Origin of the sequence: Pseudomonas sp. RC4D1 (assembly GCF_018390395.1) — a bacterium.
Lineage (GTDB): Bacteria > Pseudomonadota > Gammaproteobacteria > Pseudomonadales > Pseudomonadaceae > Aquipseudomonas > Aquipseudomonas danubii.
The window spans coordinates 1,854,195-1,873,100 of record NZ_JAHBAW010000002.1; the positions used below are offsets into that span (position 1 = coordinate 1,854,195).

Below are 18,906 nucleotides of genomic sequence, written 5' to 3' on the forward strand. Positions count from 1 at the left end.
CGCGCCTCAAACCTGTTAAACCAAGTAGTGGATGTTCAATGCCTGATTCCAACACCGAAGAATCCGTGATCGCCCTGTCCAACAAGGCCGAATACGAAAACGCCATTCATCTTTCCCAGCACGTGTCCCAGGCCAAGACCATCAGCGAGATGGTGCTCGACGCCTTCCACAGCTCGAAAGAAAGTGACCAGATTCGCGAACTGCGTGCTGCGATTCGCCAGGCCCACGACCGCTTTGACGACGACACCGCCTATGAACTCATGGGCCAGCTCAAGCAACTCAAAGACGCCGAGGCCGCCGACCTGGCCGCCCTGGAAGACCTGAGCAAGAAATTCCCCATCAGCCGGATTCTCTCCAGCTACAAGGACGACCCGGACTTCCAGGAGCTGGTCTACGGCCTGGCCCTGAAAGTGCTGAACCAGACGCACCAGGCCATCAGCAACCCCAGCGGTGGCAAGAGCAAGGCACGGCCGAAGAAGGAAATGGAAGTGTTTGCCATCAGCAAGGACGGCATCAGCGTCACCCTGCCGATGCGCCCGCGCTCCAAGGCCAACGTCGACCGTGAAGCCTTCGAATTCCTCGGTTTCAGCTTTGTCGGCGAAGGCGATGAGGCAGAGCTGGAAAGCGAAATGTTCCTCGACAAGAACGGCAACGAGCAGCAAGCGACCCGCAAGAACATCGTCACCGCAATCCAGCAACAGACGGCGTTCGAAGGCTACAGCGCGCAGCAACAGCTGTAACCCGGCCCTGTAGCGAGCTGCTCGCGAAGGCACCAGCCCGCCCCGAGCAGCCAAGAAAAAGCCCCGTACTTGCGTGTGAAGTCGGGGCTTTTTGTTTTCAGCGATCCCCGTACTCACGGATCGGGTACATCGCGCACAACGCTTCGGTCTGTTGCCGGAACTGCTCCTGCAATACGGGCTCCAGGGTGTATTTCTGCTCGCCGTGGGGCTGCACCTGATCGAGTATCCGGCACACCAGGTCGACGATCTGGCGACACCCTTGGGCGTCCACGTAGCGCTGGGCGATGGAGCCGGTGCCGATACACAAGCCATTGGCGGCGAATGATGATCGGTTTTCCCTCGGACCGCGTTTTTTGCTGACGATGATTCCACACTTCTCCAGCGCCGATTCGGCGATGGAGCCGCTGATGCCGCCACGCAAGCGCAGCAGGATCGTGTGATTTTCCGTTCCTCCACCCACAACCTCGTAGTCCCGCTCCATGAACGCGCAAGCCATTTCATCTGCCGTGGCGCGAATCCGCCCCATGTAGGCATCAAACGGCGGGGACATCGCATAGCCCAGCGCGGCCGCCTTGGCGGCAATCACGTTGACGGCAGGCGCGCCTTGCATGCCGGGGGAAACCGCTTGTTCGAGAACCCGGCGAAAACTCGACCTCAGGCCAGGCACTTTGGTGTCTGCATCACGACCGGAAAGAATCAGACCTCCACGCGGGCCGGCGAGCTGTTTGTGGGTGCAGGTGATTGTGACGTGCGCGGCATCGATCGGGCTCGGATGGCGCCCTGTGGCCACCAGCCCGGCGATATGGGAAATATCGGCAAGCACGATGGCACCGGCCTCATCGGCAATGGCACGAAAGCGCTGGAAGTCCACGACCCGAGAATGGGCCGTCGCCCCGCAAATGATGATGCGCGGACGGTGAGCCATCGCCAGTTGGCGCACTTCTGCGTAATCGATCTCCCCCTGGGATGTGGTGCCGTAGCGAACAGCCTTGTAGTTGGCCTCCGTGAAGGCTTCGACTCGGCCATGTGCAAGGTGCCCACCCTGTTCGAGGGCCATGCCCAGGATCGTATCCCCCGGCTCGGCCAGCGCCGTCAGCACCTGGTAAATGGCATTCGAGGCCGAGTGTGATTGCACGCAGGCGTATTGGGCAGAGAACAGCTCCCGAGCGCGTCGGATCGCCAGAGACTCAACCCGATCGACGTTCTCACACCCACTATAATGACGCCGGCCGGGAGCGCCCTCGACCGTGACGTTGACCAGCGCCGAGGCTGATGCCGCCAAGCTCCGGGGGCCGGCCGCGCAGGAAGATGAAACCAAAGACAGTGTGCGGTGTTGGCGCGTGACTTCCGCGTCCAGGATGCTTGCCAGCTCCGTGTCTTCAGCGCGCAGATCGGCCAAGCCCCGTCGCAGCAGGTCGGCCTGGGTCCTGAGTGGTTCAGTGTCAGCTGCCATTCTTCTGTGTCCCTTCCTTGTATGTTGCGCGCCACGAACGACAGCACGCTTCCTGGATATCACGTTCGTTTGCCTGCATCGGGCTTATCCAAGCCTCGACGTCAGACTCTATAAGGCGCAACAAAATTAATCAAAGAATTAAACATTTTCCAAATTAAATGCTGCTTTTCTTATCGAGGAAGGGCAGCCTCGGCCTTGCGTTACCGAGAACCTTCACTGTCGAGCGCCATGACGCCAAGCCTACGGGACTGTATTGTCATGGCCGGCGCATGCGACAATTTTTCCTCAGTGACGCTGATCCAGCACCTGTCGGAGAGCTTGATCACTCAGTAAATCGACAGCGAAATGTCCCGGGATGGAGGCGGCAATCTAGCCGTTCTCGCCTCGGCGTCGGGTGACTGGATGCCTGATGCGGCTCTGTCACTGTTGAAGATTCAATGGGTTACGGCCAAAAGGAAGTGGTGAGTATCAGATGCACAAGAGAGAAAGAACCGAGCATTTAAAAAGCAACATCAAGTACCTGATCAAAAGCCGTGGTGAGACACAACTGTCTTTGTGCAATGCCAGTGGCCTTACCAGAACGACCATCTACAACATTCTGGAAGGCAAGGTCACCAACGTACAGCAGTCCACCATTCGAAAAATCTCCGACTTTTTCGGCGTCTCCTACGAAGAAATAGAGACTGTCGACTTTGAAGAAAAGGAGATCATCGAGAGCAGCATCTCCCCTCAAGGGAACATGAACCCAGCGGCCGTTCCGATCATCAAGGAGAGCCTGCTGATAGCCAACATGGACAAACGAATTGGAGAGTTGGCGATACTCTATCCATTGACTTACTACTTCGGCACTTCCCACAACTTGATAGCGGTGCTGCTGGAGAGCGAGATCAACGGCATGAATGAACCCGGCGATCTATTGATCGTACAAAAGGGCTCATCGAGTGACGACAAAGAGAAACTGGCTTACGACAAACTGACAGGAAAGCTGCTTATCTTGAATGATGTTTGTTCCGACTCAGATCGCATGATTCTAGTGGGCGATATCATTGAGGAGCGGTTCAATGTCGATCCATGAAGCTGAAATCGAAAATAGCAAATACAAGCTTCTGGGCTTTGACAACAACAAAAAACTTGCCGTAATCATGATTATCGCCACAGGCAAGGTCATCAAAATCAAGTTAAGAGAGGTACTTAATAGTGAAATAATGGACAACCTGAACAAAGCGGAAATCAAAAACCTGTATCGAAAGCTCTACTCACAGGGAGACACGCTAACAGCATACGACCTGAATGATCGCCATGAGAATTCATGGATGATTTATATCATCCTGAATCTGCTGCTCGTTACATTTTATATTTTCACCAGTATTGCTGCGACAAAACCTATCTACTTGGAATCGCTGGATATCATTATCACTCCCGGGACCTTTCTTTACTCCCTAACCTTTTTAATCGTTGATTTATTAAACGAAAACTTCGGACTTCGACTAGCAAGAAAGGCCATCTTTTTTGCATTCGCAAGCACCTCCACGGTCTTCATCCTACTCTATGGTTCGACCTTCCTCCCCGGACTGCCCGGCTGGAGACTCGATACACCTTACAATGATGTGGTCACTCAGGTTTCATCAGTACTCGTGGCTTCATCCATCTCATTTCTTATTTCTGAAAATATAAATTCCTACTTGCTGTGCAAGATAAAAGAACTGACAAACTCCAGATTTCTGTTCCTGCGAATCTTCTTGAGTACCTTTTTTGCGGTGATCATCGATAGCTTTCTATTTTGCTACATCGCCTTTTATGGACTAATGAAGAACAGCGACATCCTCAACATGATCTACTTTCAAATCGCGATCAAAGTATTCTTTGCGCTCTTCAATATCTTGCCAGCCTATGGTGCAAGGTCACTATTCAAGAAATACATGACCTGCGGTCAAGAAAAATAATATGGCGTAAGGGCCTTCTCCTGAAGACCCATTAACGACCCTTGAATAAAAAGCCCCGCACTCCTCTGGAAGTGCGGGGCTTTTTGTCTGGGACAACAAATCAAGCCGAAGCGCTTCTACCCGCCATGCGCCGCAGGACATGCCCCTGGCCTTTGACGCAATGCAGGATCACCGCCGCTACATGGCCCACGATCAGTACCAGCAAGCTCCAGCCCAGCAGGCTGTGGAAGCTGTTGCCCAGGTCGGTCATCCACTGGATCTTCGGCCCTTCGAAGCCGCTCATCACCGGCAGCCCGAAGGCGGAAAACGCTCGCCCGGAACCGTACTGGCGCAGCAGGCCGAGAAACGGGATGGCGAACATGCCGGCATACAGCAGCCCATGCCCCAGACGCGCGGCCAGGTTCAGGCTCGGCGGCCGACGATGGCGGTTCAGCAGGCTCCAGAGCAGCCGCACCAGCAACAGCCCCATCAATAGCAGCCCCACTTGCTTGTGGGTCGGCCAGAGGAACTTGTCCAATGCCGAATCCTCCAGCAGGTAATGGGCAGCGGTCGTGCAATAGATCCAGGCAAAGGCCAGCGCCATGGCCCAGTGCAACCCACGACTGACCGCGCCGTAGCGCGCCTTGGAGTCGTTCATTTCAATACGGCTTTGCATGACATCCACTCAGGCTTAATCAACGAACCGGTAATTTTACCCAGCCCGGGGATCGTACTGGGCCGAAAAACTTTAAATGATGTAACGACAGCATCCTTTAGGTGATTGCTCCACACACGGGGGTCTCATTAAAAACGCCAACTTAAAGCCAGAAACTTCAAGCGACTTTCCAGACTCATCCCATATTAGCGTTTGCGCCCCCTTTGCTAGGTTGAGCGCCACTTTGCACCCGGGCCAGGTACGGCGCGGGTCTGGCCTCTCTCACGCTTAAGGATGAGCCTATGTTCGCGCCGGCCGACACTGCGCATTTCGTGCTGTCCATCCCTGCCGTTCGCCACGACTTCAAGGTGCTGGCCTTCAAGGGTCGCGAAGCCATCAGCGAGCTGTATGCCATCCATATCGAGCTGGTTTCGGACAATCCCAATGTCGATCTGGAAAGCCTGCTCAACCAGCCGGCGTTCCTGCAGTTCGGCCTCAAGGGTGAAGGCATCCACGGCCTGATCGACGACATCGAAATCGGCGACAGCGGCAAGCGCATGACCCGCTATCACCTGATCCTGCGTCCTCACCTTTATCAGTTGCAGCACCGCCACAACCAACGGGTCTACCAGAACCTGACGGTGCCGCAGATCATCGCCAAGGTGCTCAAGGAACACGGCATCCTCGCCGACCAATACCGCTTCAACATCGCTCCCAAGCCTTCGGTGCCCAGGGTGTATTGCGTGCAATACGGGGAGACGGATTTCCAGTTTGTGCAACGCCTGTGCTTCGAAGACGGCATTCACTGGCACCACGAACACAGCCTCGACCAGCACCTGCTGGTGTTCTCCGACAATCAGACCGACTACCCGATCCTGGCCCAAGCGCGCTATCAACAAGGCAGCGGCCTGGCCGCCGAAGACCCGGTGGTCAGCCATTTCGCGGTGCGTTTCAGCACCCGCACCAGCCAGGTGGTGCGCCGCGACTACAACCTGAAAAAGCCCGACCCGCGCAGCGCCTCCAGCGGCGCCCCGCTCGATCCGGTGCCCAGCACCCTGCACAGTTCCGCACAGAGCGAGGCGCTACCAATCCTTGAGGACTATCGCTACCCGGGCCGCTACAGCACCGGCGCGGTGGGCCAGCAACTGAGCCAGATCGCCCTTGAAGGCCATCGCGCCGATTACCAGTTGGCCAAGGGGCAGAGTGATCTGTCGAGCTTTCGCTGCGGCCATCTGGTCACCCTGACCGAGCATCCGCGCGGCGAATACAACCAGATGTGGCTGCTGGTCAGCGTTGAGCATGAGGGTCGACAACCGCAGGTGCTGGAAGAGTCGGTCACCAGCGACGACCGCCACGGCGGCTTTACCCAGGGTTACCGTAACCGCTTCAGCGCCATCCCCTGGGACACCTTCTTTCGGCCGCAAGAGCCCGCCCCCAAGCCCCGCCTGAGCAGCCAGACCGCGCTGGTGACCGGTCCTGCCGGTGAGGAAATCTGGTGTGACGAATTCTCACGGATAAAGATTCAATTTCATTGGGACCGCGAAGGCGAGCGCAACGAGTTCTCCAGCTGCTGGGTACGGGTGGCCACCAGTTGGGCCGGTGAAGGCTTTGGCCACGTGATCATCCCGCGGATCGGCATGGAAGTGCTGGTCAGTTTTATCGGCGGTGATCCCGAACAGCCCTTGGTGACCGGCTGCGTGCCGAACCAGCACACGCCCGTGCCTTATCCGTTGCCGGCGAACAAGACCCGCAGCGTGTTCAAGACCAACAGCAGTCCAGGCGGAGGCGGCTACAACGAGTTGCGCATCGAAGACCGCAAAGGCCAGGAAGAGATCTACGTTCACGCACAGAAAGACCAGACCATCCATGTCAACAATGACGAGTTGGTCTCTATTGGCAATGACCAGACTATTGGTGTGATACGTGATCGGGTCACCTCCATCGGTCAAGACGAAACCAATACGGTCAGCCGCAATCGCAAGGAGCACATCCGTCAGGATGTGTTCGTCACCATTGATCGCAACGAAGTCCGCAAGATCGGAAACACCCTCAAGGAAGACATCACCGCCAGCCATTGGGTGACTGTCGGTGAAAACGAAAAAATCGTGATCGAGGGCGTGCAGTCCATCGAAGCCAAGACGGCCCTGCGCACTTTGACCCGGGAATATCAACTGCAAGGCACCGAGCGCATTCTGATCCGTGGGCCGGCAGGCAAGATCGTACTCGACGCTGGCGGGATCACCCTGGAGGCGCCCAACATCAGGCTCAAGGGCAACGTGAGCATCGTCGCCCCTGGCGGTGATCAGGTCCAAGCCATTGAAGCCGCGATCAACCAAGGTTCTGCGTTGATCGAAGAATGCCCCTTCGCCAAAGGGGCCAAAGCATGAGCGCCTATCAACACCTTGATGAGTTTGCTCTGCTCAAGCGTTCGAACCCCCCATCAGTTTTCGTTCTGGTCGAGGCATCGGCCGAGCGTAATCTGCTTGCGCGCCTGGAGTTTCACGGTGTCACCCACCGCTCACTGTGGCGTTTGGAGTCGATGAGCAGCCTGGAACAACATGCGCCGTACCTGTGCCAGGTCGAGCCGGGTAGCGATTTTGATGACTGGCTGGGTGAACATTACGACAGGCTGGCCTTGACCTGGCTGTTCACCCGACTGCCTTTCGTGGAGCTTTGGCAACACCTGCGACGCTTCAGCAAATTCGAAGATCAGGGCCGTTTCTTTTTCCTGCGCCTGGGCAATCCGGACGCTCTGCACACCTACGTGGCCTCGCTCTCTCACGCCCCAGAACCCCTGGCACGACTGTTTGCCGAGGGCGGCATTGAAGCACTCTATTTTCATGGGCCACACAGCGGCCTGTCGCGGCGGGTGCAACCCCTGTTCGAACAGCAAGGCGACAGCGCTGCCACATTCGATGGTTGTCTGGTCTGGCATGAAGTGACGGCGAAGGTGGGTAGCTGATGGCCCTGAACACCCTGGACCTAAGCGCGATGGAGCGCATCGAGCGCGAACAGGCAAACCGCAGGCTGACGCGCTATTTGTGCGAGACCCTGGCAGCCGTTATACCCCGCCTCCCCAGCCAGCCGGGCTGCGTGCAAGGTTTGGTCAACCAGGCTGGCGTTGATGCCACAGCCGCCGGCTGCGATCAGGGTAAGCCATACAGCAGCCACATCACCTTGAGTTTCCTGTTGGGACTGCACTGGGAACGTGATCCGACCTACGCCCAGGTTGCTCTCATCCTCGAAGACCCAGGCATGGAACAGGACGTATGCCTGGACATGGCGGTCAATACCGCGATCAAGCTGCGTCGGCAGCTTGAGTCCGTGCAGTGCTCGATGCATGAGGTGACCCTCGACATCCTGTCCATTCCCAGAGAAAACCTCGGTCACGACGCTATCTGGTCGGCGTTTCAGCGATTAGCGGCCTTGCGCGGCGTGCTGAAGGCAGAAGACGTTCTGCAACTGTTCATGCTGTACGAAGCCGATGCCTGCAAGTTTCTCGAATTGGCTCCCATCAAGCGCAAGGCACCGACCGCCTACGAGTACCGGATCTATCAGGAGATGGGACTGCCCCTGCCACTGCCTACCGATGATCTTCATGGCGTGGCGCGTACCAGCCTGGTGCTGTTGACCCACCACTTGTTGTTAGCGGCGAGCTTCGGTCGCTTCTACCACCTCAATCCGCTGCTTAAAACCCTGCACCGCGCACTCGACGAAGTCACCAACCTGCCTGCCCGAAGCCATGCCTTGGCGACCTTCCTGCGTCAGCACCAGAACGTTCTGATGGAGGCCGACCATGGCTGAGAACCCCGTCAACGCCAGCTACGAAAAACTCGCCCAGGACGCGATGGATAACCAGGCACCGCGCCCCAGGGTCGTGTGCGCAGCCTGCACCGAACTGGGGGTTCCATTCGCCCTCAACGGCCCAGCGGGGCCCCGAGATGCGGACCTGCTGTTGGGCATTCCGTCCCACGAGAAGGCGGCCACCAGCGACTGGTTTACCCGCAACCCGTGGATTAAGGACAAGGTTCAAAACTTCCGAGATGCCTACTTATTGCAGGTCATCGACAGCCTGGGAGCGACCCGTGGCGATGCCTATCTGGCCGAACTCTATGCCTTTGTCGCAGCCAAGGGTTACGAGTTCGTCTGCCTGGATGACGAAATGGACACCGAGGACTACGTCACCCCGCGCTTTTGGGCGCAAGTCCTCGGCATTCATCCAACGCCGCCGAACATCGCTTGCGGCAGTGGCAACTTCGTCTTCCATGATCGGCGTATCTATTTCTGGACCTTTACCAGCGCCCGCTATGCCGACGACCGTGCCATCGGCGCCTATGGCGAACGCTCTGCGCTGCCCAGTTTCAACTGGACTATCAGCGGTCAGTACGACCCGGCCAAAGCGGCCGAGGATCTGGCCCGGCACCTGCAACGGGCCAAGGACATCGACAAGACCTGGATGAAGGTCTTCGCCGTTACCGAGATCGTCTTTGGCGTCCTGGCGTTGATCCCGGTGGTGGGCATCGCGACCCGCGGCCTGTTCGGGGGCTACAAGGCCATTCGCTACACCATTGCCGCCATCGATACGGCGCTGGCCTTGAATGCCATCGGCAGCGGCAGCACCAAGCTCATCACCGGCGAAGACATCGACGTTGGGGAAAAGCTTTTCGCCAGCCTGGGACAGCTTGCCGATCCCAAGGACGGCGCAGAGCGCGGGCGCCAGGTGTTCATGTTCATCAACCTGGTCATGTTGACCCCCTCCGCCTTTGGCGGGGCGCGCTGGATCTTGCGCAAGATACGCCGCGACGCCCCGGCCTCGGCCGCACTCGATGTCCAGGTCCTGAGCGAGGAGCAACGCAAGCGCCTGGGCGGCCACACCTCTGCCGAGCCCCTGGCCATCGAACTGCGCGGCAGCAAGCGCGAAGGTGGCTACAGCGCCAGGAACAGCGATCACCAGACGGGCGGCGGCGACTGGTTCGACCGCCCCTCGCTGGACACCAACAGCAGCCAGGTTGGCTACAGCTCCCCCATGGGCAAAGCCAACTACGCGGTCATGTCCAACACCTTGCGCAACCGACTCACCATGTTGATCGTGCAGCACTGCGGCAGCCTCAAGGTGGTGGGCAGAATCGGCAAGATCGTCGGTGATGCCGGCGAGGAAGCCTTTGCCGCGGCCCTGATCGACAAATGGGGTGTGCAGCCCAAACGCATTCTTGGCTACAGCGACAACGCCCAAGTCCCCAACCGCTTCGGCCTGTCCAACAAGAGTGGCCACGGGCTCGACATGCTGGTGTGGGTCCCGCCACCGCCCTCGATCACCGTACGCGTACCTACGGATGCCGAGCGGCATTTTATTGATGGGGTCAAAGGCACGGCGCCGACCAAGACCTTGAACTTTACCGAGGACACGCTGTTGGTGATTGAAGCCAAAGCAACTTTGGGCGGGGTGAAGACGCCAGGGTTTAATAAGACGCAGAAGGATGGTGGGGCGGTGAAAATGGAGAGGTTGCTAAGAAGAATAGGATTAAAACGAGGAGGATGGACAGCCGAAAAAATGGCGGAGATGGATCCAAATTACACTCAAAAAATTTTAGCTATTGATAGTGCTTTGACAAACGGAAAAATTGAGTATCTCCATGCACAAATATTCTTCGACTCCCAGGGTGGCATGAGCAAACTAGTTGGAGACAGCTCGGGCATACAACTCAATATATGGTGAAAAACAATGGCTAAGAATGCTGTGAATAGACTGGAAAAGAGTTTGCGTGGAGTAAACAAATGGGCATCTGGGCGCTCTTTACCAACGACATCCTTTAAAGAATATCTTGAAGGCCGTGGGAACATTGGCTTGGCTGTAAGTGGATTATCGGGCTTGTTTGTATTAGGGATGGAGGAGGTCAGTCAAAGCCTTCTAGCAGCAGGGAGAGGCCAATGGAGCTTGGCTAACCAGCATATGGCTCATGGTTTTGCTCGCATGCTCTATGCGCAAGCAATCGACCTCAACAACGTGAAAGGCTCTAACCGCGAAATAATTGGGAACTTGGATGATGTCACTCATCTCATGTTGGGCGCTATCGCCATGGGACGACTTGAACTTGTTAAACCCTTTTACGAAAAAGTCTTCGAAGGCATACACGGTGGCTATGGCATTCGCGATGGTCATGATGTTTCTCTCGATTCGACACTTCGCTACGCCGCCTTCGGCCTGAGCATCATCGGCGACTGGCTGGGCCACCCCCTCGACCTTCAGAAGCACGCGTTGCCCCGTGACTTGGCCTGGGGGCAATTGGTGGCCAACTGGCGCAACCCCGATCCCGATGTGCTGCTACCTGCGCTACTGCTGGCTTGCGATACCCACGTCGAGCGCATTGCCTTGACCGAGCGCGAGGATGACAGCGGAAAGTTTGAATTCGGTTCGGTTTTCCTGGCCGTACACCCCACCGAAATCCTCGCTGTCTTGCGTCTGCGTGATTTGCTTGGCCTGCCTAACCCCAAAGAAATCGATCATCCCTTGATGAAGACGCCTTACGCCGCGATCACTTGCCTGCCGGGCGCCGTCACCGAGCGCGACGAGTTGCTGGAGCAGTTTCTGGCCGTTGTGCGTCAGCGTGATCCGCAGGTTTTGCCGGCGGGGTTGTGAGTGATGAGTACACGACAACACCTTCAATGAAAAGGAGGCAAACATGTCCGGACGAGGCGCAATCCGCTTGGGCGACAATCACTCAGGCGGGGGAACCATGATTGAAGCCAGCGGCTTTCCGGTGAATGGCATTGCCCAATGCCTGCTCGGCGATAAAGCCCTTTGCCCGACCCACCTGGGTACTTATGCCCTGGTGTCCGGTGGTGACGGCAGCGCGATCCATAATGGCCGCCCGATGGCATTTGAACCCGCGACACTCGCCTGTGGCTGCAGCGTCACGTCCTCTTGTACAGCCCAGTATGCGAAGGCCTGAGGGATCCCACCCATTGATGAGAAATACAGTCGATGCCCGCTGCGAAAACGTGGCTCAAGACAAGGTATCGCACTCAGTTTCACGTACGTCCTGCTTTTACATTTCGGAAAAACACGGCTCTTGCGGTGACGAACTGGCATCCATATAGTGACGCCCGTCGCTGCCAATTCAGCGACCTGACTTGGCCGTCAGTATCCTAAGCGCACAGGCGCTACCCATAACAAGGCAAGCGCTTTTTTGTGCTCGCACGTTCGTGTTATGGCGACTGTGCGTGGGACACCTTCGGGTGTGCCGGGATGCTTAGGTCCGGTCGGCCAACCCGCGTACAGTTGCCACCCTTCTTCGCTTGGCCGCGATTGGTGGTAGCTACCTAAGTTATGGAGCGTCACCGTTATGGATTACCAAGCTTTCACCTCCTCCAACACCACCGACCACGCCGTTGCCTTTATCAACCCTCAAGCGCCCTTGCTTGATTTGCTGACCTACGCCGGCTTGCGCATCCGCGCTGCCCGCGACCTGCTGGACAGTGTCTCCGGTATGACCCCCCGCAACGCCGACGACCTCGATCTGATGCGTTTCTCCAGTGTGGCCACCTTGTTGTTGCAGGACGGATGCGACGTGTTGCGCGTAGCAGAATAACAAGCGATGGATTTACCTGAGCCTTAACGCCGGTAGCCTTGCGACAGTGGTGATGAAAAGCGCAGCAGCGTAAACCTTAATCGTCACCCAGAATGAGTTACTCGTTCACGTATGTAAAAAACCCCGCGCTTCTCTCGAAGGCGGGGCTTTTCTGTGGCCTGGACAGCTTAGTGTGCGTAGGTCAGCAACAGCTCGGTCGGGGCCTTGAAATCCACCGACATCATCACGCTCAGCGCGGTGATGGTGAAGATCGAGAACACGAACAGCTTGCGCGCCCACACGGTGTCATCCACCGCCTTGTAGCCGGTCCAGGCCATGTACAACCAGTACATACCCATCGCCGCCGCTACCGCCAGGTAGCTCATGCCGGCGTAACCGCTGAAGGTCAGCATCAGGGTCGCCACCAGGAACGCCAGGATGTAGAGCAGGATGTGCTTCTTGGCCACGCGAATCCCACGTTTTACCGGCAGCACCGGAATCGATGCGGCCAGGTAATCGTTGAAGCGGAAGATCGCGATGGCGTAGGAATGCGGCATCTGCCACAGGCTGAACATCACCAGCAGGGTCAGCGCGGCCATGTCGAAGCTGTTGCTCACGGCCACATAACCGATCACCGGCGGCATGGCCCCGGACAGACTGCCCACCAGCGTGCCGTGAACCGACTTGCGCTTGAGGTACAGGCTGTAGAGACCGACGTAGATGACAAAGCCGATTACCGCGAACAACGCGGCCAACGGATTGGCCACGTAGTACAGCAGGGCGACGCCAGCGACCCCGAGGAGGGAGGCATAGACCAAGGCCGCTTCCAGGGAAATCAGGCCCTGGACCAGCACCCGGTTCTTGGTGCGCTCCATCTTCAGGTCGATGTCACGGTCGATGCAGTTGTTGAACACGCAACCGGACGCTACCACCAGCGAGGTGCCAATCATGGCGGCCAGGAAAATGGCCAGATCGACATGCCCTTTCGAGGCCAGGAAAAACCCGCCTGCCACAGAAAGCACGTTACCGAAAATGATCCCCGGTTTGGTGATTTGGATAAAGTGCTTGAGCGACATCGGGTTTACCTCACTTGGCCATCATGACGGTGTGGATGCTGAACATGATCCACAACGACAGACCAACCAGCAGAACAATGACCAGCGCCGCGAAGATAAACGCGATGACGTTGTTACGCTGCGCCGCGGAACGGTCCAGATGGAGGAAGTACACCAGGTGAACGATCACCTGGATGACCGCGAACGCCAGGACGATCCACAGGGTCACGTCTTTAGGCAGCGACGGGTACATCACCAGGCCGAACGGGATCAGTGTCAGGATGACCGACAGGATGAAGCCGATGGCGTAGGACTTGACGCTGCCGTGACCGGCTTCGTCGTGGGAGTGTGTGTTGGCCATTTACATAGTCCCCATCAGGTAAACAACGGTGAATACGCAGATCCACACCACGTCCAGGAAGTGCCAGAACAGGCTCAGGCAGCTCAGACGGGTCTTGTTGGTCGCCGTCAGGCCGTTTTTCTGCACCTGATACATCATGATCGCCATCCAGATCAGACCGCTGGTCACGTGCAGACCGTGGGTGCCGACCAGGGTGAAGAACCCGGACAGGAAGCCGGAACGGCTAGGGCCGTAGCCTTCGGAGATCAGCAGGTGGAACTCGTTGATCTCCATGCCGATGAAGCCCAGGCCGAACAGGAAGGTCATGGCCAGCCAGCCCAGTACCTGCTTCTTGTTGCCCCGGAAGAACGCCAGCATGGCGAAGCCGTAGGTGATCGAACTGAACAGCAGCAGAGCGGTTTCGCCCAGTACGTAAGGCAGTTCGAAGATGTCGTGGCCCGATGGGCCACCCGCTACGTTGTTAACCAGTACCGCGTATACCGCGAAGATCGACGCAAACAGAATGCAGTCGGTCATCAGGTAGAGCCAGAAACCGAATACGGTCATCTCGCCCGAGTCGTGGTGATGGTCATCGTGCCCATGGTCATCGACATGGGCGTGTCCAGCATTGGTCACTAAGTTCGACATGGATTAAGCCTGTTCCAACGAGGTTTCAACACGGGTAGCCGGGATCTTGTTCTCCGATACCAGACGCTTGTGCTGCTCGGCTTCGATGCGTTCGATCGTCTCGACCGGCACCATGTAGCCTTGATCATCACGGGCAGCGTGGATCGCGAAATAGATCACGGTGCCGGCCAGGCTTGCGATGGCCAGCCACCAGATGTGCCAGATCATGGCGAAACCGAACACGGTCAGCAGGGCCCCCATGACCACACCGGTAGCGGTGTTGTTGGGCATGTGGATCGGCTGGTAGCGGCTTGGCTTCGCGTAGGCGGTACCGTCTTCCTTGGCTTCGGTGAACGGGTCGATGCCGTCGGCTTTGGGCAGTACCGCGAAGTTGTAGAACGGCGGTGGCGACGAGGTCGACCATTCCAGGGTGTGGGCGTTCCATGGGTCGCCGGACACACACATGTTCTGCTTGCGGTCACGCACGCTGACGTACAGCTGGATCAGCTGGCAGGCGATACCCACAGCGATCATCAGTGCACCCACCATGGCCACGTACAGGTATGGCACCCACTCAGGGTTGGTGGTGGCGTTCAGACGACGGGTCATGCCCATGAAGCCCAGTGCATAGAGCGGCATGAAGGCGACGAAGAAGCCCGAGATCCAGAACCAGAAGGCAGCCTTGCCCCAACCTTCATGCAGCTTGAAGCCGAAGGCTTTCGGGAAGTAGAAGCTGAAGCCGGCGATGTAGCCGAATACCGCGCCGCCGATGATCACGTTGTGGAAGTGAGCGATCACGAACAGGCTGTTGTGCAGGACGAAGTCCGCACCCGGGATGGCCAGCAGTACGCCGGTCATGCCGCCGATGGCGAAGGTCACCATGAAGCCCAGGGTCCACAGAACCTGGCTGGTGATGCGCAGACGGCCGTGGTAGATGGTGAACAGCCAGTTGAATAGCTTCACCCCCGTCGGGATCGAGATCAGCATGGTGGCCAGGCCGAAGAAGGCGTTGACGCTGGCCCCCGAACCCATGGTGAAGAAGTGGTGCAGCCAGACCATGAAGCCCAGGATCGAGATCGCGCCGGACGCGTAGATCATCGAGTGGTGGCCGAACAGGCGCTTGCCCGAGAAGGTCGAGATGACTTCGGAGAAGATACCGAACGCTGGCAGGATCAGGATGTACACCTCGGGGTGACCCCAGGCCCAGAACAGGTTCACGTACATCATTGGATTGCCACCAAGTTCATTGGTGAAAATGTGGAAATCCATGTAACGGTCAAGCGTCAGCAGTGCCAGGGTAGCGGTGAGGATCGGGAACGAAGCCACGATCAGCACGTTGGCCCAGGTGCAGGTCCAGGTGAAGATCGGCATGTCCATCATCTTCATGCCCGGGGTACGCATTTTCAGCACGGTGGCCAGGAAGTTGACCCCCGTCAGCGTTGTCCCCAGCCCTGATAGCTGTAGCGCCCAGATGTAGTAGTCGACACCCACGCCCGGACTGTATTGCAGGCCCGACAGTGGCGGATAGGCAACCCAGCCGGTCTTGGCGAATTCGCCAACGCCCAGGGACAGGTTGATCAGCACCACGCCCGATACCAGCAGCCAGAAGCTCAGGGAGTTGAGGAACGGATAGGCCACGTCACGCGCGCCGATCTGCAGCGGCACGACCAGGTTCATCAGGCCGGTGAAGAAAGGCATCGCCATGAAGATGATCATGATCACACCGTGGGCGGTGAATATCTGGTCATAGTGTTCAGGTGGCAGGTAGCCAGGCGAACCCTCGGTGGCCATGGCCAGCTGGGTACGCATCATGATGGCGTCGGCGAAGCCACGCAGCAGCATGACCATGGCGACGATGATGTACATCACACCGATTTTCTTGTGGTCGACGGACGTCAGCCACTCGGTCCACAGGTAGGTCCACTTCTTGAAGTAGGTGATTGCCGCGAACAGCGCCACGCCGCCGAGCGCGATCATGGCAATGGTCACCATGACAATCGGCTCGTGGAACGGAATCGCTTCCAGACTTAATTTACCAAACATCGTTTACTCCTCTGCCCCGGCAGCTGAATGCGAACTCACGTCCATCCCTTCGGTTGCAGCCACTTCCTTTTCTTTCTTCTCGTGCTTGAGCGGCTGGCCCGGTTTCATGCCTTCATACTTGTCGATGATGGTCTGGAACAGGTTCGGCGCGTACGCGGAGTAGAGTTCTACAGGATTGTTCTGGCTCGCCTTGGAAAGGGCTTCGTATTCAGCGGTGTCCAGCTGTTTAGGTGCCTTCTTGACTTCGTTTACCCAGGCGTCGAAATCTTCCTGACTGGTTGCGATCGCTTTGAATTTCATGCCGGTAAAACCCGCGCCGCTGTAGTTGGCGGAGATACCTTCAAGTTCGGTGTTCTGGTTGGCAATCAGGTGCAGCTTGGTGGTCATGCCCGCCATCGCGTAGATCTGGCCGCCCAGGCCCGGGATGAAGAACGAGTTCATCACGGTGTCGGAGGTCACGCGGAAGTTCACCGGGGTATGGGCCGGGAACACGATCTTGTTGACGGTGGCGATGCCTTGCTCGGGGTAGATGAACAGCCACTTCCAGTCCATGGCGACCACTTCGATGGTCACCGGCTTGACGTCGGACTCCAGCGGACGGTACGGGTCCAGGGCGTGGGTCGACTTGTAGGTGACATAACCCAGGGCAATGATGATCAGCACCGGAACCAGCCATACGGCGATTTCGATCTTGGTGGAGTGGGACCACTTCGGCGCGTAGGTCGCGTCCGTGTTCGAGGCGCGGTATTTCCAGGCGAAGGCGAAGGTCATGATGATGACCGGCACAACCACCAGCAGCATCAGGATGGTTGCCGTGATGATCAGGTTTCGTTCATCCAGACCGACCTGACCCTTAGGATCGAGCAAGGTCCATTTGCAGCCTCCCAGCATCAACATGCCGAGCAGCGGCAATAAGCCTAGTAATCTGGGGTACCTGTTTTTACTCATCTCACGACCTCTAAAGCAGCTTGCGCAATGCAGTTGGGTTTTGATCGCCAACACTTCACCCTGCCAAGGGTTGGCATTTTTCTTCAATGGAATAAGGGCCTGCCCGTTGCGTTAAACGCTCAACGACACATCCCGGGCTAGCAGTGGTTCTTATTCGATCTCGTGGTCAAAGGCCTTGTTACAGACCAATTCCATTTGGTGCGGAAGTTTGGAAGGCGCCGACACCCGCAGTCGCATGGAGCGCTCAATCCGCCCCTCGACCGTCCTCGTGTGCTCAGGGATGAGCAGCGTCGGAAATTCAGTGCGGGCGATTGTAGATATGTCGCGTTTTATAAACCATGTCTTATCCCGAAATAATTTTTATCGCTGGGCGCAACAATCGCTCACGATTGTTGCAAAGGATCGCAATCATAACGATTTTCATTATCAACAAAAACCCCCAAAAAGGACTTGAAAAAGCCCCGCCGCCGGACCTCTACCCACCCCTGAAAGCCGCCTTTCATATGGCTTCACCCCTTGTAAAACGGGGTCTGTGAAGAATTGTATAGATAGCAGGCTATGGGTTTTCCCCAACAACGCGGCTTACATAAACTGACAGACTTGTATGGAACCAGTTGCCCGGAATGCAGTCTGTTGGCAGCCCCCGACCGCCCGCCTGCGGCCGCGACAGTGTGACAACATGTCGCACTTTTGCCGCACCCTCACTTGCCGCAAATCACGGACTTTTCAACTGCTGGATGAACGACATGAAAAAGCCCCGGCCCCTGTTGAGGGACCGGGGCTTTTCCGGGTGAATCAGTAGGTTTTTTTGCGATTGCGCACCACGCCCAGGGGCACCAGGATCACCGTCAGCACGAACGCCAACAGTGCCCACTGGGCCAGGGACAGCCCAAGGATCGGCGGATACGGCGTGGAGCAGAAGCCGTCTACCTGAAAGCCCAGGGGAAAGATCGTCGCCAAGGGCAGGCTGTCGACAATCGGCTGCAGCACGTCAATGCCACAGCTCACTGCTGGATAGAACTGGGTGTACACATGGTGCCCGGCCACTCCCGCGCCGGCGATGGCACTGATCACCACCAGCGTCTCCATGATGGTGATGCCACGCCGCGAACTCAGGGCCGCGCCAATGAAGGCGAACAGTGCAATCAGCAGCAAGGCGTAGCGCTGCAAGATGCACAGAGGGCAAGGCGCCTCGCCCAATACCACCTGCATGTACAGGGCACCGCCGATCAACGCCAGGCAGATAACCCCCAGCAGCACCAGGAAGCGCCGTTCACGTCCCAAACGCAGTCTGTCGTCACTCATCCCTTTTCCTTTTTTCTGTTGTCTGTCCAACCGGGCCACCTGTGCTGCTCACGGCAGCCCACGGTTGAATTGCGAAGTTGATCTGATTGCCATCGGGTGCCCGGAAGTCTACACGCTGATCATGACCTTTGAATGCATTGCATCGCAGGCAATACCCAAGGTTTACGGGCCTGGGGGACGCACAATGAAAGGGCCGGCATGGCAGCGCCATCCCAGCATCGTGGGGAATTAACGACAGGCAGGTTAAGCA

General features: G+C 57.4%; 18 protein-coding genes. 10 read left to right on the plus strand and 8 right to left on the minus strand.

Translation table 11 applies throughout. The features are described 5' to 3' along the window. Nucleotides 1-38 precede the first annotated feature (38 nt). On the plus strand, nucleotides 39-740 hold the full coding sequence (locus tag KHO49_RS24100; RefSeq protein WP_213665915.1) for a hypothetical protein: 702 nt from the start codon (nucleotides 39-41) through the stop codon (nucleotides 738-740). Between the two features lie 97 nt (nucleotides 741-837). Here the strand turns inward: KHO49_RS24100 and glyA are convergent, their stop codons facing one another. Then, nucleotides 838-2,193, minus strand: coding sequence for a serine hydroxymethyltransferase (gene glyA / locus KHO49_RS24105; protein WP_213665916.1), 1,356 nt, complete (start codon nucleotides 2,191-2,193; stop codon nucleotides 838-840). Nucleotides 2,194-2,665: 472 nt separating this feature from the next. On the opposite strand from glyA, the gene KHO49_RS24110 reads away from it, so the two are divergent. Continuing rightward, on the plus strand, nucleotides 2,666-3,268 hold the full coding sequence (locus KHO49_RS24110) for a helix-turn-helix transcriptional regulator (RefSeq protein ID WP_102880852.1): 603 nt from the start codon (nucleotides 2,666-2,668) through the stop codon (nucleotides 3,266-3,268). Next, on the plus strand, nucleotides 3,255-4,136 hold the full coding sequence (locus KHO49_RS24115; RefSeq protein ID WP_123394009.1) for a queuosine precursor transporter: 882 nt from the start codon (nucleotides 3,255-3,257) through the stop codon (nucleotides 4,134-4,136). The genes KHO49_RS24110 and KHO49_RS24115 overlap by 14 nt, the downstream gene beginning before the upstream one ends. Before the next feature lie 100 nt (nucleotides 4,137-4,236). On the opposite strand, the gene KHO49_RS24120 is transcribed toward KHO49_RS24115, so the two are convergent. After that, nucleotides 4,237-4,791: a cytochrome b gene (locus KHO49_RS24120; protein WP_213665917.1), complete on the minus strand. Its 555-nt coding sequence runs from the start codon at nucleotides 4,789-4,791 to the stop codon at nucleotides 4,237-4,239. Between the two features lie 281 nt (nucleotides 4,792-5,072). Between KHO49_RS24120 and KHO49_RS24125 the strand changes: the two genes are divergently transcribed. The 7 genes from KHO49_RS24125 to KHO49_RS24155 all read left to right on the plus strand — a co-directional run bounded on the left by KHO49_RS24125 (nucleotide 5,073) and on the right by KHO49_RS24155 (nucleotide 12,359). Further along, nucleotides 5,073-7,157 (plus strand): type VI secretion system Vgr family protein, encoded by a 2,085-nt coding sequence (locus KHO49_RS24125; protein ID WP_213665918.1) that lies wholly within the window; start codon nucleotides 5,073-5,075, stop codon nucleotides 7,155-7,157. Next, nucleotides 7,154-7,732: a DUF4123 domain-containing protein gene (locus KHO49_RS24130; RefSeq protein ID WP_185021133.1), complete on the plus strand. Its 579-nt coding sequence runs from the start codon at nucleotides 7,154-7,156 to the stop codon at nucleotides 7,730-7,732. The genes KHO49_RS24125 and KHO49_RS24130 overlap by 4 nt, the downstream gene beginning before the upstream one ends. Further along, entirely contained in the window at nucleotides 7,732-8,574 is an 843-nt protein-coding gene (locus tag KHO49_RS24135; RefSeq protein WP_123394005.1) for a hypothetical protein, read from the plus strand. The genes KHO49_RS24130 and KHO49_RS24135 overlap by 1 nt, the downstream gene beginning before the upstream one ends. Further along, a complete protein-coding gene (locus KHO49_RS24140) occupies nucleotides 8,567-10,486 on the plus strand; it encodes a hypothetical protein (RefSeq protein WP_213665919.1) in 1,920 nt (639 codons plus the stop codon). The genes KHO49_RS24135 and KHO49_RS24140 overlap by 8 nt, the downstream gene beginning before the upstream one ends. Nucleotides 10,487-10,492: 6 nt before the next feature. Continuing rightward, entirely contained in the window at nucleotides 10,493-11,407 is a 915-nt protein-coding gene (locus tag KHO49_RS31150) for a hypothetical protein (protein WP_249735714.1), read from the plus strand. Between the two features lie 43 nt (nucleotides 11,408-11,450). Next, entirely contained in the window at nucleotides 11,451-11,720 is a 270-nt protein-coding gene (locus KHO49_RS24150) for a PAAR domain-containing protein (protein WP_123394003.1), read from the plus strand. A gap of 393 nt (nucleotides 11,721-12,113) precedes the next feature. Beyond that, nucleotides 12,114-12,359 (plus strand): hypothetical protein, encoded by a 246-nt coding sequence (locus tag KHO49_RS24155; RefSeq protein WP_213665920.1) that lies wholly within the window; start codon nucleotides 12,114-12,116, stop codon nucleotides 12,357-12,359. A 167-nt stretch (nucleotides 12,360-12,526) separates the two neighbouring features. Here the strand turns inward: KHO49_RS24155 and cyoE are convergent, their stop codons facing one another. From cyoE to KHO49_RS24185, 6 genes are all read right to left on the minus strand, one after another. Further along, nucleotides 12,527-13,414 (minus strand): heme o synthase, encoded by an 888-nt coding sequence (gene cyoE, locus KHO49_RS24160; RefSeq protein WP_102880855.1) that lies wholly within the window; start codon nucleotides 13,412-13,414, stop codon nucleotides 12,527-12,529. Nucleotides 13,415-13,424: 10 nt separating this feature from the next. After that, nucleotides 13,425-13,754, minus strand: a complete 330-nt coding sequence (gene cyoD, locus KHO49_RS24165; RefSeq protein ID WP_016964601.1) for a cytochrome o ubiquinol oxidase subunit IV — start codon at nucleotides 13,752-13,754, stop codon at nucleotides 13,425-13,427. Continuing rightward, nucleotides 13,755-14,381 carry a cytochrome o ubiquinol oxidase subunit III gene (locus KHO49_RS24170; RefSeq protein ID WP_011063285.1) on the minus strand — a complete coding sequence of 209 codons (627 nt, stop codon included), beginning with the start codon at nucleotides 14,379-14,381 and terminating at the stop codon, nucleotides 13,755-13,757. A gap of 3 nt (nucleotides 14,382-14,384) precedes the next feature. Beyond that, nucleotides 14,385-16,403, minus strand: coding sequence for a cytochrome o ubiquinol oxidase subunit I (gene cyoB / locus KHO49_RS24175; RefSeq protein ID WP_102860344.1), 2,019 nt, complete (start codon nucleotides 16,401-16,403; stop codon nucleotides 14,385-14,387). Nucleotides 16,404-16,406: 3 nt separating this feature from the next. Further along, nucleotides 16,407-17,351 (minus strand): ubiquinol oxidase subunit II, encoded by a 945-nt coding sequence (gene cyoA / locus KHO49_RS24180; RefSeq protein ID WP_102860343.1) that lies wholly within the window; start codon nucleotides 17,349-17,351, stop codon nucleotides 16,407-16,409. 795 nt (nucleotides 17,352-18,146) lie between these two features. After that, nucleotides 18,147-18,656: a disulfide bond formation protein B gene (locus KHO49_RS24185; protein WP_102880856.1), complete on the minus strand. Its 510-nt coding sequence runs from the start codon at nucleotides 18,654-18,656 to the stop codon at nucleotides 18,147-18,149. Between the last annotated feature and the right edge of the window lie 250 nt (nucleotides 18,657-18,906).

Coding starts and splice junctions, on each gene's coding strand:
- KHO49_RS24100 (WP_213665915.1), top strand. CDS start 39: ATGCCTGATTCCAACACCGAAGAATCCGTGATCGCCCTGTCCAACAAG.
- glyA (WP_213665916.1), bottom strand. CDS start 2,193: ATGGCAGCTGACACTGAACCACTCAGGACCCAGGCCGACCTGCTGCGA.
- KHO49_RS24110 (WP_102880852.1), top strand. CDS start 2,666: ATGCACAAGAGAGAAAGAACCGAGCATTTAAAAAGCAACATCAAGTAC.
- KHO49_RS24115 (WP_123394009.1), top strand. CDS start 3,255: ATGTCGATCCATGAAGCTGAAATCGAAAATAGCAAATACAAGCTTCTG.
- KHO49_RS24120 (WP_213665917.1), bottom strand. CDS start 4,791: ATGCAAAGCCGTATTGAAATGAACGACTCCAAGGCGCGCTACGGCGCG.
- KHO49_RS24125 (WP_213665918.1), top strand. CDS start 5,073: ATGTTCGCGCCGGCCGACACTGCGCATTTCGTGCTGTCCATCCCTGCC.
- KHO49_RS24130 (WP_185021133.1), top strand. CDS start 7,154: ATGAGCGCCTATCAACACCTTGATGAGTTTGCTCTGCTCAAGCGTTCG.
- KHO49_RS24135 (WP_123394005.1), top strand. CDS start 7,732: ATGGCCCTGAACACCCTGGACCTAAGCGCGATGGAGCGCATCGAGCGC.
- KHO49_RS24140 (WP_213665919.1), top strand. CDS start 8,567: ATGGCTGAGAACCCCGTCAACGCCAGCTACGAAAAACTCGCCCAGGAC.
- KHO49_RS31150 (WP_249735714.1), top strand. CDS start 10,493: ATGGCTAAGAATGCTGTGAATAGACTGGAAAAGAGTTTGCGTGGAGTA.
- KHO49_RS24150 (WP_123394003.1), top strand. CDS start 11,451: ATGTCCGGACGAGGCGCAATCCGCTTGGGCGACAATCACTCAGGCGGG.
- KHO49_RS24155 (WP_213665920.1), top strand. CDS start 12,114: ATGGATTACCAAGCTTTCACCTCCTCCAACACCACCGACCACGCCGTT.
- cyoE (WP_102880855.1), bottom strand. CDS start 13,414: ATGTCGCTCAAGCACTTTATCCAAATCACCAAACCGGGGATCATTTTC.
- cyoD (WP_016964601.1), bottom strand. CDS start 13,754: ATGGCCAACACACACTCCCACGACGAAGCCGGTCACGGCAGCGTCAAG.
- KHO49_RS24170 (WP_011063285.1), bottom strand. CDS start 14,381: ATGTCGAACTTAGTGACCAATGCTGGACACGCCCATGTCGATGACCAT.
- cyoB (WP_102860344.1), bottom strand. CDS start 16,403: ATGTTTGGTAAATTAAGTCTGGAAGCGATTCCGTTCCACGAGCCGATT.
- cyoA (WP_102860343.1), bottom strand. CDS start 17,351: ATGAGTAAAAACAGGTACCCCAGATTACTAGGCTTATTGCCGCTGCTC.
- KHO49_RS24185 (WP_102880856.1), bottom strand. CDS start 18,656: ATGAGTGACGACAGACTGCGTTTGGGACGTGAACGGCGCTTCCTGGTG.